Source organism: Streptosporangium sp. NPDC002721, assembly GCF_042888905.1.
Classification (GTDB): Bacteria; Actinomycetota; Actinomycetes; order Streptosporangiales; family Streptosporangiaceae; genus Streptosporangium.
This window is the reverse complement of record NZ_JBIAQI010000004.1, coordinates 20,104-33,760: the sequence shown is the minus strand read 5'-3', so window position 1 is coordinate 33,760 and position 13,657 is coordinate 20,104. Positions and strand designations below refer to the sequence as shown.

Annotated in this window: 11 protein-coding genes; 4 read left to right on the top strand and 7 right to left on the bottom strand. The window is 71.6% G+C overall.

Features of this window, described 5'->3' with window-relative positions:
* Positions 1–18 precede the first annotated feature (18 nt).
* The 5 genes from ACFYWM_RS06315 to ACFYWM_RS06295 all read right to left on the bottom strand — a co-directional run bounded on the left by ACFYWM_RS06315 (position 19) and on the right by ACFYWM_RS06295 (position 8,041).
* Entirely contained in the window at positions 19–3,849 is a 3,831-nt protein-coding gene (locus tag ACFYWM_RS06315; RefSeq protein ID WP_389909440.1) for a type I polyketide synthase, read from the bottom strand.
* Between the two features lie 93 nt (positions 3,850–3,942).
* On the bottom strand, positions 3,943–4,986 hold the full coding sequence (locus tag ACFYWM_RS06310) for a ketoacyl-ACP synthase III family protein (RefSeq protein ID WP_389909437.1): 1,044 nt from the start codon (positions 4,984–4,986) through the stop codon (positions 3,943–3,945).
* A 22-nt stretch (positions 4,987–5,008) separates the two neighbouring features.
* On the bottom strand, positions 5,009–5,284 hold the full coding sequence (locus ACFYWM_RS06305) for a hypothetical protein (RefSeq protein ID WP_389909434.1): 276 nt from the start codon (positions 5,282–5,284) through the stop codon (positions 5,009–5,011).
* Positions 5,281–6,297, bottom strand: a complete 1,017-nt coding sequence (locus tag ACFYWM_RS06300) for a ketoacyl-ACP synthase III family protein (protein WP_389909432.1) — start codon at positions 6,295–6,297, stop codon at positions 5,281–5,283. Before ACFYWM_RS06300 ends, ACFYWM_RS06305 begins: the two co-directional genes overlap by 4 nt.
* A 457-nt stretch (positions 6,298–6,754) precedes the next feature.
* Positions 6,755–8,041 (bottom strand): cellulose binding domain-containing protein, encoded by a 1,287-nt coding sequence (locus tag ACFYWM_RS06295; protein ID WP_389909428.1) that lies wholly within the window; start codon positions 8,039–8,041, stop codon positions 6,755–6,757.
* Between the two features lie 587 nt (positions 8,042–8,628).
* Here ACFYWM_RS06295 and ACFYWM_RS06290 point away from each other — a divergent pair.
* Both ACFYWM_RS06290 and ACFYWM_RS06285 read left to right on the top strand, forming a co-directional pair.
* Positions 8,629–8,853, top strand: coding sequence for a hypothetical protein (locus ACFYWM_RS06290; protein ID WP_389909425.1), 225 nt, complete (start codon positions 8,629–8,631; stop codon positions 8,851–8,853).
* 284 nt (positions 8,854–9,137) lie between these two features.
* The gene (locus ACFYWM_RS06285) at positions 9,138–10,388 is read left to right on the top strand and encodes a glycosyltransferase (protein WP_389909422.1); all 1,251 of its coding nucleotides are present in this window, start codon (positions 9,138–9,140) and stop codon (positions 10,386–10,388) included.
* A 112-nt stretch (positions 10,389–10,500) separates the two neighbouring features.
* Here ACFYWM_RS06285 and ACFYWM_RS06280 read toward each other — a convergent pair whose 3' ends face one another.
* Together ACFYWM_RS06280 and ACFYWM_RS06275 are read right to left on the bottom strand one after the other, a co-directional pair.
* Positions 10,501–10,917, bottom strand: a complete 417-nt coding sequence (locus ACFYWM_RS06280) for a nitroreductase family deazaflavin-dependent oxidoreductase (protein ID WP_389909419.1) — start codon at positions 10,915–10,917, stop codon at positions 10,501–10,503.
* Entirely contained in the window at positions 10,917–11,540 is a 624-nt protein-coding gene (locus ACFYWM_RS06275) for an NAD(P)-dependent oxidoreductase (RefSeq protein WP_389909416.1), read from the bottom strand. Before ACFYWM_RS06275 ends, ACFYWM_RS06280 begins: the two co-directional genes overlap by 1 nt.
* Positions 11,541–11,642: 102 nt before the next feature.
* Between ACFYWM_RS06275 and ACFYWM_RS06270 the strand changes: the two genes are divergently transcribed.
* Both ACFYWM_RS06270 and ACFYWM_RS06265 read left to right on the top strand, forming a co-directional pair.
* Positions 11,643–12,029 carry a winged helix-turn-helix transcriptional regulator gene (locus tag ACFYWM_RS06270; RefSeq protein ID WP_389909413.1) on the top strand — a complete coding sequence of 129 codons (387 nt, stop codon included), beginning with the start codon at positions 11,643–11,645 and terminating at the stop codon, positions 12,027–12,029.
* A 496-nt stretch (positions 12,030–12,525) separates the two neighbouring features.
* Entirely contained in the window at positions 12,526–13,503 is a 978-nt protein-coding gene (locus tag ACFYWM_RS06265) for a 5'-nucleotidase C-terminal domain-containing protein (RefSeq protein ID WP_389909410.1), read from the top strand.
* Positions 13,504–13,657: the final 154 nt, after the last annotated feature.

Here is a 13,657-nt window from a genome sequence, read left to right as displayed (position 1 = left end):
CGCTCCCCGGAACCGCCCTCAGCCCCCGATCGCGAGCGCGGGCTCGGGAGCGGCCTCCGCCGCCGCCGTGTCCGGCGCCGGGGTCGCGAGAAGCCCCGCCAGGTGGTCCGCGATCGCGGAGATGGTGGGCTGCTGCCACAGCAGGGTCGCCGGGAGACGGCGGCCGAAGCGCTTCTCCAGGCGCCGCCGGACCATCACGGTCATCACCGAGTCCAGCCCCTGCTCGACGAGGGGACGCCGGGGCGCCAGGTCCTCGGGGGCGAGCCTCATCACGACCGCGATCTCCGCGCGGACCTCGGGCAGGACGCGCTCGCGCAGGTCCTCGGGCGCCAGGCCGGCGAACGACTCCGCGGGCCCCCGCAGGTCCTCCTCGGCCAGGGCGGGCGCGTCGATCACCGGGTAGCGGAGCCCGGTCAGGTGCCCCACCACCCGGCCGTCCACGTCGGCCAGGATCGCCCGGACGGTGTCCTCGGCGGACGGGTCCACGGCCGCGTCGATGATCACCGTCTCGGGTGGCGTACCGGTCAGCACGACCTCGTCGATGTGCACGACCATGCGCAGCACCGGGTCGCCGGGGAACACGCAGGGCGCCACGGACATCACCGCGTCCAGCGCCGGCGCCCAGCCCTCCGGTTCCCCGGTGCGGGCGGTGCGGGGGGTGTGGACGGTGGCCCGCAGCGCGCCGTCGGCGCCCAGCAGCGTCTCGATCGTCCAGTCGAAGCCCGTCGAGGGCACCCCGACGGCGGCGAGCCGCTTGTGCACGAACCCGGGATCGATCGGGGCCAGGGCGCTCGCGTCCGGCAGCACGTCGGGTTTCACCTGGCCGGGAGCGGCCACGTTCGCGGTGACGTGCACCAGCCAGGCGGGTTCGGGCTCGTCGGGACCGGCCGGGGTGCGGGCCGCGAGCCGTACCGCCGGGGGCTCGTGCACGACCTGGACCTGCCTGCGCTCCGCGGTCATCAGCGGGTGCGTCATCTCCACGTCGGTGAGCGTGACGTCCTCGTCCTCGGCCGCGTGCAGGAACGTGTTCACCAGCACGGCGGCGGGCACGATCTCGATCCCGTTGAGGGTGTGGCTGCCCGGGTAGGGCCGGTTGGCGTCCTCCACGCTGGTCCGCCACACCCGGGTCCGGCTGCCCGCGAGGCCGCTCCCGGCTCCGAGCAGGGTGTGGGAGCGCACGTCGTGCCCCGGGTTGCCGTCCTCGGCGTACGACTCGCGCCAGTGGCGGCGGTGCTGCCAGGCGTACGGCGGCAGGTCGGCCAGGCCCCCGGACGGCTGCAGCCGGCTCCAGTCGACCTCGACGCCGTGGCAGTGCGCGGTGCCCAGCGCGACGAGGAAGGTGAGCGGCTCCGGCTGGTTCCGGCGCAACGACGTGCCGACGAACACGTCCTCGAAGCCGTTCTCCGAGAGCGTCTCGGTCACCGAGTGCGCGACCACCGGGTGGGGGGAGATCTCCAGGAACACCCGGTGGCCGTCCTGCGCCGCGGCCGTCGTCGCCGCGACCAGCCGCACGGGGTCGCGGAGGTTCGCCGCCCAGTACGCGCCGTCCAGGACGGGCGTCGAGCGCGGGTCGGCCAGCGCGGTCGTGTACATGGGGATGCGCGGCGTCCCGAACGAGAGGTCGGCGACGGCGGCGGCCAGCTCGACGGCGAGCGGGTCCATGTGCGGGCTGTGGAAGGCGACGTCCGACGCCACCCGCCGCACCACGATGCCCTCGCCCGGCCAGTCGTTCACCACCTCCTCGACCGCGGCGACGTCGCCGGACAGCACGGTGGAGCCGGGTGCCGACGCGATCGCGGCCACCAGGTCGCCGCGGCCGGCCAGCCGCTCCGCCGCCTCCTCGAAGGACAGGTCGACCATCACCATGGCCCCCTTGCCCTCGGCCTGGCGCAGCAGCCGGGAGCGGCGGCAGATCAGGCGGGCGCCGTCGGCGACGCTCATCGCGCCGGCCGTCACCGCCGCCGCGAGCTCGCCGACGGAGTGGCCGATGACGGCCTTCGGGACGACCCCGTACGCGTTCCAGAGCCTGGCCAGGCCCAGCTGCATCACGAAGATCATGGTCTGCACGCGGTCGATGGTGTCGAGGTCGCCGTCGGCCAGGACCTGCCGGGGCGAGAAGCCGATCTCCTCGACGAAGATCGGCTCCACCTCGTCCACCAGGGACGCGAACTCCGGCACGGCGAGCAGCTCCCGCCCCATCCCGCGCCACTGGCAGCCCTGCCCGGAGAAGACCCAGACCGGTCCGGGGCCGAGGTCGGGCAGCACGTCACCGGTGATGACGGCCTCGCCCGGCACGTCGTCCGCGAGCCTGCGCAGGCCGGCCGCCAGCTCGTCCCCGTCCGCCCCGACCACGACGGCGCGGCGGGCCAGGTGGGTGCGCCGCAGCGCCAGCGTGTGTCCCGCCGACGCCGGGTCGAGCCCCCTGCCGAGGTGGTCGGCGAGCCTGCCCGCGTACTGCCGAAGGGCCTGCTCCGAGGAGGCCGACAGCGGGAACAGCCGCTCCCCCGTCACCTCGTCCCGGGGCGCCTCCTCGGCCGGAGGAGGCGCCTGCTCCAGCACGATGTGCGCGACCGTGCCGCCGTACCCGAAGCTGGAGACGCCCGCCCGGCGGGGGTGGTCGCGCTCGGGCCAGGCCGACTGCCCGGTCACCACGCGAAGGCCCGAGGTCTCCCACTCGATGGCCGGGTTCAGGCTGGTCAGCACGCTCGGGGGGATCTCGCCGCGGTGGAGGGCGAGTACCGCCTTGATGACGCCGGCGATGCCGGCGGCGCCTTCGAGGTGACCGATGTTGGACTTGACCGAGCCGATGAGGCACGGGTCGCCGGGGGGCCGTCCCGTGCCGTACACCGAGGAGAGCGCCCCCGCCTCGAGGGGGTCGCCGAGCCGGGTGCCGGTGCCGTGCGCCTCGATGTAGTCGACGGTGGACGGCTCGACGCCCGCCTGCCGGCAGGCCCGGGCCATCACGTGCGCCTGGGCCTCCCCGCACGGCGCCATGATGCCGTTGGTGTGCCCGTCCTGGTTCACGGCGCTGCCGATGACGAGCGCGAGGATCCGGTCGCCGTCGCGCCGCGCGTCCGACAGCCGCTTGAGCACGACCACGCCGCAGCCCTCGCCGCGCCCGTAGCCGTCGGCCGACGCGTCGAACGACTTGGAGCGCCCGTCGGGGGCGAGGGCCCCGGCCGTGCCGAGCGTGAGGGTCTGGCCGGGGGTGACGAGCAGGTTGACGCCGCCGGCGAGGGCGACGTCGTTCTCGCCGAGCCGCAGGCTCTGCGCGGCCAGGTGCAGCGCGACCAGCGACGCCGAGCAGGCGGTGTCGATCGCCATGCTGGGCCCGCGCAGGTCCAGGGAGTAGGAGATGCGGTTGGCGACGGCGCAGGTCGCGGCGCCGATCCCGGTCCACGCCTCGATCTGGGGCAGGTCCTCCAGGAGGCGGCCCCCGTAGTCGGCGGTGCAGACGCCCATGAACACCCCGGCGTCGGTGCCGGCCAGCTCGTGCGGCGGCAGGCCGGCGTGCTCCAGGGCCTCCCACGCGGTCTCCATCAGGATCCGCTGCTGCGGGTCCATCAGCTCGGCCTCGCGGGGCGACAGGCCGAAGAACTCCGCGTCGAAGCCCTCGATGTCGCCCAGGAAGCTGCCGTGGCGTACGGCGTCACGCAGCGCGGCGGCGTACTCGGGGCTGCGGTTCTCGTACCGGCGCCAGCGTTCGGCGGGCAGCGGCCGGGTCGTGTTCCGGCCTGCGCGCAGCAGGTCCCAGAACTCGTCCGGTGAGCCGGCGTCGCCGGGCAGGCGGCATCCGATCCCGATCACCGCCACCGGTTCCACCCGGACTCCGCGCGGGCTGTCGACCATCTGCGTTCGTTTCCCTTCGGTTCGGGCCCGCCGTTCGGTTCGGGCCCGCTGTTCGGTTCGGGCCCACTGTTCGGTTCAGGTCCGCTGTTCGGTTCAGGTCCACTGAGGCTTGTCGATGACCTTGATCACGGCGCTGGAGACGGTCACTCCCGGCCCGGTGCCGAGCATCAGCATGTGGTCGCCGGGGCCCAGCCGCCCGGTCAGGAGCAGGTGGTCGAGGGAAAGGACCTGGTCGCTGGCCCCGCAGTGGCCGATGGTGCGGCCGTAATCCCAGGTCGAGCGGGACATGGGCAGGTCGAGCATGGCCATGCACCGCTGCTCGACGATCTCCTCCGAGTAGTTCATGAACGCCACCCGGGCGAGGTCGCCCGCCTCGATCCCGCTCTCGGTCAGCGCGCGCTCGACGACCTCCATCAGCGCCCGCTGGATCTTGAACAGCGCCGCGGTGGCCTCGCCCTTGGACACGACCTGCTGCCGGAACTGCTCGTTCCTCGCCGCGAAGCTCATCTTGCGCCCGAGCGTGACGCCCGGCGGGAACAGGGGCTCGCTGCCCCGGTGCAGCTCCTCGGCCTCGGTCACCGTCGTCGTGCAGACCGACGTCAGTCGCGCGAAGCCCGTGTCGCGGGTGAGCACGAGCGCGCTCGCGGCGTCCCCGCCGACGTAGCCGGGGCCCATCCGCCACCGGTCCATCAGCGGGGTGCCGTAGTTGTCGGCGGCGACCAGCAGGGCGGCCTGCCTGCCGGGGGCGGCGTCCAGGTGGCCGGCCGCGAGTTCCAGGCCGATGAACATCCCGTTGCAGCCCTGCCGGATCTCGGTGGCGAGGACGTCCCCGCCGACGAGGTGACGCTGCAGGTAGGAGTGCGGGGGCCAGCCGTCCGGTCCCTGGTGCCACGTCGAGGCGTACAGGAGGAGGTCCAGGTCGGCCGGCGCCCGCCCGCTGCGCTTGACCGCGCTGCGCGCCGCGTGCAGGGCCATCTCCGGAGCCGGTACGTCACCGGCCACCACCGCCCCGGCCAGGTTGTGCAGCTCGGCCTCCTCGGGTGGGTACCAGCCCTTGGCGACGGCCTTCTCGACGCTGACGACGGTCCGGGGGAGGAACGCTCCCACTCCGCTGATGTACGTGTTCGCCAACCGCATGACTCTGCCCTCCTCGCCCCGGCTAGACGGATTCGAGTTCTTCGACCATCGCCACGATGGTCACGACGTCCCGGAAGTTCTCGGGGTCGAGTTTCGCGGCGGGGACCGGGACGCCGACGTCCTTGCGGAGGAAGTTCAGCAGCCGCGCCGTCCGCAGGGAGTCGAGGAGACCCGACACCAGGAGCGGGGTCGTCTCGTCGACCTTGATGTCGTCGCCGTCCTGGACGAGGTTGTCCTGGATGAAGTCGACCAGCCTTCGCGAGAGCCCGGCCGTGCGCGTGTGCGTGAGCTCGGTCATGCGCGTGCCCCTTGCGTTTCCGTGACGGGAGAGGTGGAGAGGATCCTGAACACCGCCGCGGCGACGGACGTCCCCGAGCCGAACCCGACCATGAGCAGGTGGTCGCCGGCCACGAGCCCGCCGGTCGCGAGCAGGTGCTCGAAGGCGATGAACTGGTCCACCGCGCCGCAGTGGCCCACGCGCCTGCCGTAGTCCCAGGTCGTCTGGTCCTCGTCGATGCCCAGCCAGGACATCTGCCCGTCGAGGTCCTCGCGGCGGCCGTGCGGCAACGCCACCTTCGTGATGTCGGAGAGCTCGATCCCGGCCTCGTCCAGGGTCTGCTCGACCTGCTGCATCATCGTCTTCTGGATCGTCAGGTGGATCCCGGTGCCCTGCGCCTTGAGCAGCCGCTGGCGGAACTCCTCGTGCCGGTCCCCGAAGCTCAGCCCGACGCCGACGGTGGCGTCCGGGGGGAAGAGGGGGTAGGCGCCGTCGTTGACCGCGTCGGCCTCCGGGATCACCGTCGCGTTCACCGACAGGAGCTCGGCCATGCCGTACCCCTTGCCGAGGAGGAGCGCGGCCGCGGCGTCGCCGATCAGCGCGCCGGGGGTCATCCGCCAGCGGTCCACCAGCGGGGTGCCGTGGTTGTCCGAGGAGACGACCATGGCCGTCTCGCGGTTCGCGTCGGCCTGCAGGTAGCTCGCCGCCAGTTCGAGGGAGCTGATCATCCCCACGCAGCCGCTGCGGATCTCGAACGCCGGAACCTTCCCGCCGAGGAGGTGCATCTGCAGGTAGTGCTGGGGCTGCCAGCCGTTCGGGCCCTGGTGCCAGACCGACGGGTAGAGCAGGAGGTCGAGGTCGCGCGGGGAGGACCGGCCCCAGCGGTCGTACGCGTCCAGGACCGCGAGCCGCGCCATCTCCGGCGCGGGCATGTCGCCGGCCACCGCGGCGCCGATCTGCCGGAACCTCTCGGCCTCCTCCCGCGGGTACCAGCCCTCGCGAACCGCCTGCTCGACGCTCACGCTGTCAGGCACGTGAACGCCCAGACTCCTGACGAACATATTGGATGTACGCACACGTCCCCTAACTCATCGACGATTCGGGACAACGGCCTTCAGGCAGCGGAAGGCCGCTTATCCGATTTGTTTCGGGTTTGTTTCGTGACCCGGGATATCGAGTGGTCCCGGCCGGTCAATGAAAACAACTGAAAATGGGCCGACGAGCCGTCCGGGGCAAGAATAGGGGCGGCCCGTCGGGGAAAGCAATATGAACGCGGTCAATCCGGTCGGCGACAATCCGTGACCAGGATCAAACGGAACGTGTCGGGTTCTGGAAATGCGCCTTTCCGCTCCAGGTCACAGTTCTCCGAATGAAACTTTCGGAATCCGGACGGCGGGAGACGGTACCGGGCCGTCGCCATTCGGCTCGGGATCCGGGCGGCGGGAGAACGGCGCCGGGCCGTCGCCATTCGGCTCGGCCCGGCGCGTCCTCTCAGGCGGGCACTCTCGTGCAGACGATGTTGTTGAGCTTGAACTGGGCCGGAATGGCGTTCGTCCCGGTGGCGGTCGCCGAGAAGCCGAGGCTCTGGCTGGAGCCGGGGCCGATGTAGGAGTTGTGGCCGGCGTCCCGGGCGGTCACCTGGTTGCCGACCTGGGTCACCGCGGCGTTCCAGGCGCTCGTGATCTGCTGGTTGCCCGACCAGGCCCAGGTGAGGGTCCAGTCGTCGATGGGGGTCGTGCCGGTGTTCTTGATGGTCGCGCTGCCGTTGAAGGCGCCGTTCCAGGTGCCGGTGGCGTAGGTGACCTCGCAGGAGTTGCCCATCTTGAGCCCGCTGCGCAGGAAGGTCGCGAAGTTGGCCCAGGTGGGGTTCAACGTGCCGGTGCCGACGGTCTCGCCGCAGTTGGCGGTGGTGCGGACGGTCTGCAGGCCGTACTGGGCGGGGTCCATGACCTGGACCATCATGTGGTCCGCGGCCGGCACCGAGACGAACGTGGCGTTGCCGCACTGGGCCTTGATCCTGTTGTAGAGCAGGACGCTCTGGCCGTGCGGCACCAGGAAGTCGGCCTGGCCGTGCAGGAACATCAGCGGCGGGTCGTTGGCGTCGACGTAGGTCATCGGGTTGGCCTGGGCCACCGTCGCCGGGCAGGTCTGGATCGGGCAGCCGACCAGCAGCGACTCCGGGGAGGCCGGGGAGTTGTGGTCGAGCCCGCCGGTCGGCAGGTTCTGCGCGTTCATCTGCAGGAAGTCGGTCGGGCTGTAGAAGGCGATCCCCACCTGCACGGCGCTGGAGACGCCGGTCGTACCGACGGTGCCCTCCATCGCCGCCACGCCTCCGGACAGGGTGGCCATCTCCGTCAGCCAGCCGCCCGAGGAGTCACCCATGATCGCGAAGCGGTTGGGGTCGAGGTTGTAGGTGGCGGCGTTCGCGCGCAGCCAGCGGATGGCGGCCTTGATGTCGTGCACCTGGGCCGGGAAGATCGCCTGGGCGCTGGACCGGACGCTGACGCCGGCCACGGCGAAGCCCAGCGGGTTGAAGATGGCCGCGACCGCGTCCGCGCCGGTCTTGCCGTCGTCGCTCGTCCACGCCGAGCCGCTGTGCCAGATCAGCAGCGGCCGGGGGGTGATGCCGGTCGACGGCTGGTAGATGTCCAGCAGGTGTCCCCTGCTACCGGCCGGTTGTGCGGGCGCGTACGCGATGTCGGTGATCACCTGGTTGGCGTGAGCAGGCGGCGCGAAGGCCGTTGTCACGCCGACGGCGGCCAGCACGGTCATCGCCATGCCGACAATCATGGCCGTGCGGATTCGAGCTTGCATGGTGCAACTCCGGTCGGGTCGGATGATCGCCGCTTCCCCGGTGACCGTCCGTGTCTCCTCCCGTGCCGGGGCAGCCTCGATCGGCACGGCGATCGTGGAGCCTGCGAGAACAACGTACTGCTCGAGTGTCGCGACTTACATCGATATGGGCGGGGCGACGATATGACAGGTAAGTGACGATGGTCAAAGTTTTCTCCATCTCGTTTCAATCGAGCCGAAAAAGAGGTATAAATCGTACTTTGGAGATCATGTGATACGAAGGCCCTACAGATGATCCATGGCATGCACAGGCGGTCGGATACGCGCCTGGGAGGCCTTTCAAGGCCGCCACGTCTGGAATTGGGCGGCGGCCGGACCCCTCCGGGAAGAGGTGACCAGAGAAGCGACATCGGTTTTACCGACGGGTAACACAGTGAAACACGCACTTCCGGACGGCAACGCCACCGGGAGTTTCGGCTCCTTCACCCGACTGATTCGGACATGACAATTCTCCTGACGCGTGGCGAGTGATAATGTCCACCGTCATGATCTCCACCGTCATAGGAGGACGAATGCGAAAAGTACGCTCTGTTCTCGTCTCGGCCGTCATGGTCCTCGGAGTGTCACTGACGATCGGCGCCACCCCGGCGCAAGCCGACTCCGCGAGGCTGGCCGGCGTCTTCAGGGACTACTCGGAGTGCCAGCGAATCGGAAACCAAGGCATCGCCCAAGGCTGGTGGGACGACTACTCCTGCGTGTGGGAGAGCCGCTACCGCTACTACTTCCTCTACGCGTGACCCCGTGAAACGCGCGCACCCCCGGCCCTGAGGAGTCGAACCGGGGGCGCGTGCTCATGATTCGCGGGTCGTGGACTCTAGTCCCGCCCGCCCCGCCATGCCGCCCGTGGACGCGTCGCGCCCCCGCCGGCTGTTCGTACCCCAGGAGTTTCGAACACGCATTGCAGAAACACGCATTGTAGAATCGACGACCACCGTCCTGGACGGGGTGACACGCGGACGCTTCACGTTAACTGGAGCCTGGAATGCGCGTTCTCATCGTTACGGATTCATTCTCGCCGAGGATGGACGGGGTGGCGGTCTCCGTCGACTCGCTGATTCACGGCCTCGTCTCCGCCGGCCATGACGTGGGAGTGGTCTTTCCGGGACGGCGCTCGGGATACGAGGTGGACGCGACGGGCACCCGGCGGTGGCGCGTGCCGTCGCTCAGGACGCCGCTGGACGGATACCCGGCCTCCATCGCCTCCACGAGGAGCATCACCCGGATCGTCCGTGCCTTCGAACCGGATCTCGTCTCCGTCCAGACCATCGGCTCCCTCGGGGTGGCGTCCCTGCGCGCGCTGCGCCGGGCGCGACCGCCCGTCGCGCTCTCCTGGCACACGGACTTCGAGTCCTACCTCGGCAAGTACCGGCTGGCGTGGCTGTTCATACTCCCCGCGTACGTCGTCCTGAGGGGAGGTGTCCCGTCGCGCCGCGACCTGACGAGGAGGGCGGCCGGCGCCGGCGGGTCCGGGGTCATCCGGGAGATCCTCGCGTACGTGGCCGACGCCGCCGACCTGCTGGTCGCCCCGTCCGCCAAGACCGCCTCCTACCTGAGGGGCCTGGAAACCGGGCGGCCGGTCTTCGTGTTGCCCACCGGCGTCGAGGAGTCGGACCTGCGGGGAGGGACGCCGCCGGAGGGCCTGGTCGAGTCCGTCGAAGCCACCCCGAGGGGAAGCCGCGTCGTCTATGTCGGCCGCCTGAGCCGGGAGAAGGGAATCGACTTCCTCCTGGAGTCCTTCGGGCACGTCGTGGAGCGCCGGCCGCGGGCGACTCTCATCCTCGTGGGCCCGTGCGAGGACCCGAGAACGCGGCTCCGGCTGCGTACGGCACAGGCGCGCCTGGGAGCGAACCTTCTCGTGCTGGGCCCCGTGGAGCGCCGGACCCTGTCGGACCTCTACCGCCGGGTCGACGTCTTCGCCACCGCCTCCGTCACGGAAACGCAGGGAATCACGGTGTGGGAGGCCGCTCTCACGGGACTGCCCGTCATCGCCAGGGACGACTTTCCCGACGAGGAGGTCCGCGCAGAGGTCCTGGGCGGCCTGCGGACCCCGGAGGAGTTCGGCGACGCGGTCGTGAGCCGCATCGACCGGGAGACCCGGGCCGAAGACGCCGGCAGGACCCGAGTGGGGCCCACCGGCACCGACAGGGCGCGGCTGCTCGTGGCGGCGGCCGGCCACGTGCTGTCCGGCGAAACCGGCGAGACCGGGGAGCCCGGCGGATCAGCCCGTCCCGGACCGTGGTTCCCGCGAGACGGGGCCTGGCGCGAGGGATGACGACGTGCGCGGTTCCGGCCTTGGCGCCCACCGCCGGGCGGCTTTCCGCCGCCCCGGCACGCCCTCCCCGGAGAACGCGACCGCTACCCGGAGCCTCCCGGAAACCCGGTCGTCACCGGCGTTCCAGGAGGACCACGGGGATCTCACGGGTGGTCCGCTCCTGGTAGGCCGCGTACTCCGGCCTCGCCGACACCATCAGGCGCCACAGGGGCGGGCGCTCCGCGGCCGTGGCGGGACGCGCTCGGGCGGCGAAGGTCTCCGTACCGGCCTGCACGGTGACACACGGGTCGGCGAGCAGGTTCAGGTACCAGGCCGGATGGCGGTCCGCGCCACGGTTGGAAGCCACCAGGACGTGGCGGTCGCCGTCGAGCCCGTAGACCAGCGCGGTGCGGCGCAGCTCGCCGGTTCTCCGGCCCCGGGTCGTGAGCAGCAGGTCGTTCACACCCGGCCGTGGCCGGCCGCCCGTCTCCCGGAAACGACGGATGTGCTCGGCGATCCAGGGGTCCGGGCTGTCGTGGATCTCGGCCATCACGCCTTCCGGACGCTGAAGGCGACGCGGTGGTGGCGAGGGGCCTCGATCTCGTCGAGCAGCGCCACCGCGAAGTCCGCGTACGTGATCCTGTCGGCCGGGTCCGCGTGATCGGCGATCCGGTACCGGCCGGTGCGCGTGCCGGCATGGTCGAAGTCACCGGCCGGCGCGACGTACGTCCAGTCGAGGTCACACTCCCGGAGCACGGCGAGTCCCGCCGCGTGGCCGAGGTAGAAGTCGCGGTACTCGCCGGGATAACCGGGCTCGTCCATCAGGGGAGCACCCGACGCCCCGGGCATGATCGACGCGAGGCCGACCACCGCCAGCCGGCGTACGCCCGCCTCCGCCAGCCCGGTGGTCAGGGCACGGGCCGACGCGGTGAAGAACTCGTGGGGCGGCACCGACAGGTCCGCGGCGGCGCTGACGGCCGCGTCGTGCCCCGCGGCCGCACGCGCGACGCCCGTCCCGTCCGTGACGTCGCCCGCCACCACCCGCGCGTCGGCCAGGTCGCCGTGGCCCGCGGGGTCGCGCACCACGGCGGTGACCCGGTGCCCGCGCCGGTGCGCCTCGGCGACGACCCGCCCACCTGCTCTGCCGCCCGCGCCGAAGACCACGATGTTCATGGCGAACCACCTCTCACCGGGGCCGGATCCCGTCCGTCCGGCCGCTTCGCGGACGCTATCGGGGGCCGTGGTTACCTCCGGGATACCGGCTATCGTGAGGCCATGAGGGAACCCCTGCCCGCCGACATGTTCGACGAGCTGTGCCCGTCCTCGCTCAATCCGATCCGCTTCGGCGACAAGTGGGCGGCGCTCGTCATCCGCTGCCTCGAACACGGGCCGCGCCGGTTCTCCGAGCTGCGCGTGCCGCTGAGCCGCGTCACTCCCAAGGTCCTCACCGGGTCACTGCGTTCCCTCGAACGGGACGGGCTGGTCAGGCGCACCGTCCACCCCGGCGCGTCCTCGCGTGTCGAGTACGAGCTGACCCCACTCGGCCGCAGCATGCTCGGGCCGATGGCGATCGCCTGCGACTGGACGCGGGAGCACTGGGACGAGTTGCTCGACGCCCGCGAGTCGTACGACGACGGCGCCCGCCTCGACCGCACCGGCTGACACGGCGAGCCACGCCCCGCACGCATCCGCCGCCCCGGCCAGCTAACACGCCGTCGACCCGCACGCGTCCGCCGCCCCGGCCACCTGACGCGCCACCGATCCATACGCGTCCGCCTGACGCGCCGTCGACCCGCACGCGCGCATCCGCCGCGATCAGACCCGGCGTGGTGAGGCGACCGGGAGCATGAGTGACGATCTCCCGGCCGATGCTCGGTGGCGTTCGGGAAATCGCGGTTCGGGGCTGGTGCGCGAGAATGATCTCGATATAGTGTTCGAATCAGTAGTTGATCACATCCTCGGCTCTGTCCGCTCCGTACCCGATCGGGAATGTGCGCTCGTTCCCCCGTCGGCCTCGGCATCCGCACCGGCACCTCCTTCGCGCGAGGGCTCTCGGCCGCATGTCCATGACCGGGCCACCCCTCCGCGAAGGCAAGAACGATCAAGCTCGCGGAACGTTTCGCCTGTTCGCTGTGGAGATCACGAGAAAGGAACACCTGTGGGTTCAACGACTTCGGCAGGACGTCGCCTCCGGGGGCTGCTGGCCGTCCTGGCCCTGGCTCTCGGCGTCCTCGCCACGGGGGCGCAGGCCGCCTCGGCCACCGCCACGAACCTGGTGGGCAAGCTGGACATCGCCTTCGAGCGCACCACCGCCTCGAAGTGCCCGGTCACCTTCGACGTCCACGGCTACTTCGAGGGACTGCCCGCGGGCGAGCAGACGATCGAGTACCGCCTCGTCGGCGCCCAGGAGTGGAAGACGCTCGCCGTGCCCGCCAAACGCGGCGACGTCCACCGGGCCGTGCTGGAGACCGTCACGTGGGAATGGACGCCGGACTCGCCTGACTACGCGGTCCAGATCGAGATCAACCAGCCCGACGGCCTGCGGTCCGACGTCCTCCACTACTTCAAGTGCAACACTCCGCCGTCCGACGAGACGTTCGGCGTCGCCGCCGAGGACATCGTCCGCACGGCGAGCGGCGGCCCGCTGGCCGAGCTGGCGGCCGACGCGCAGCTCGCGTCGGTGCGGGCCCGGTCCGGCGCGCAGGTCGCGCTCGTCAACAGGTACGACGTCAAGGCGGACCTGCCCGCCGGACCGGTCGACTTCGAGCGGCTGTGGAGCGCGCAACCCGCCGGGCTGGCCGTCAACGTGCAGACGATGACCGGTGGCCAGCTCAAGAAGCTGCTGGCCACCCCCAACCCGGCGGGCTGGGTGCTCACCCCGTCGGCCGGGCTGCGTTACACCCTCGGCGGCGGGAAGGTCCTGTCGATGAGGCTCGACGGGGTCCCGGTGACCGCCACGCAGGAGATCAGGGTCGCGGGCGCCTGGAGCCTCATCGCCGGTTTCGACGGCTGGCCGCGCTGGGAGGGGACGACCACGTACACGAGCGGTCCCGACGACACCGGGGCGCTCGCGACCTACCTGGTCGCCAACTCGCCGGTGCCCGCTCCGGCAGGCGACCGCGTCACCGTCCGCTAGCCGTCCGCCGGCCGTCCGCCGGCCAGGGGCCCGGGCCGGGGGGCCCCCCCCCCCCCGCCGGCCCCCCCCCCCCCGCCGCCCGGGGGGGGGGGGGGGGGCCCCGGGGCGCCCCCCCCCCCGCCCCCCCCGCGGCCCCCCCCCCCCCCCCACCCAA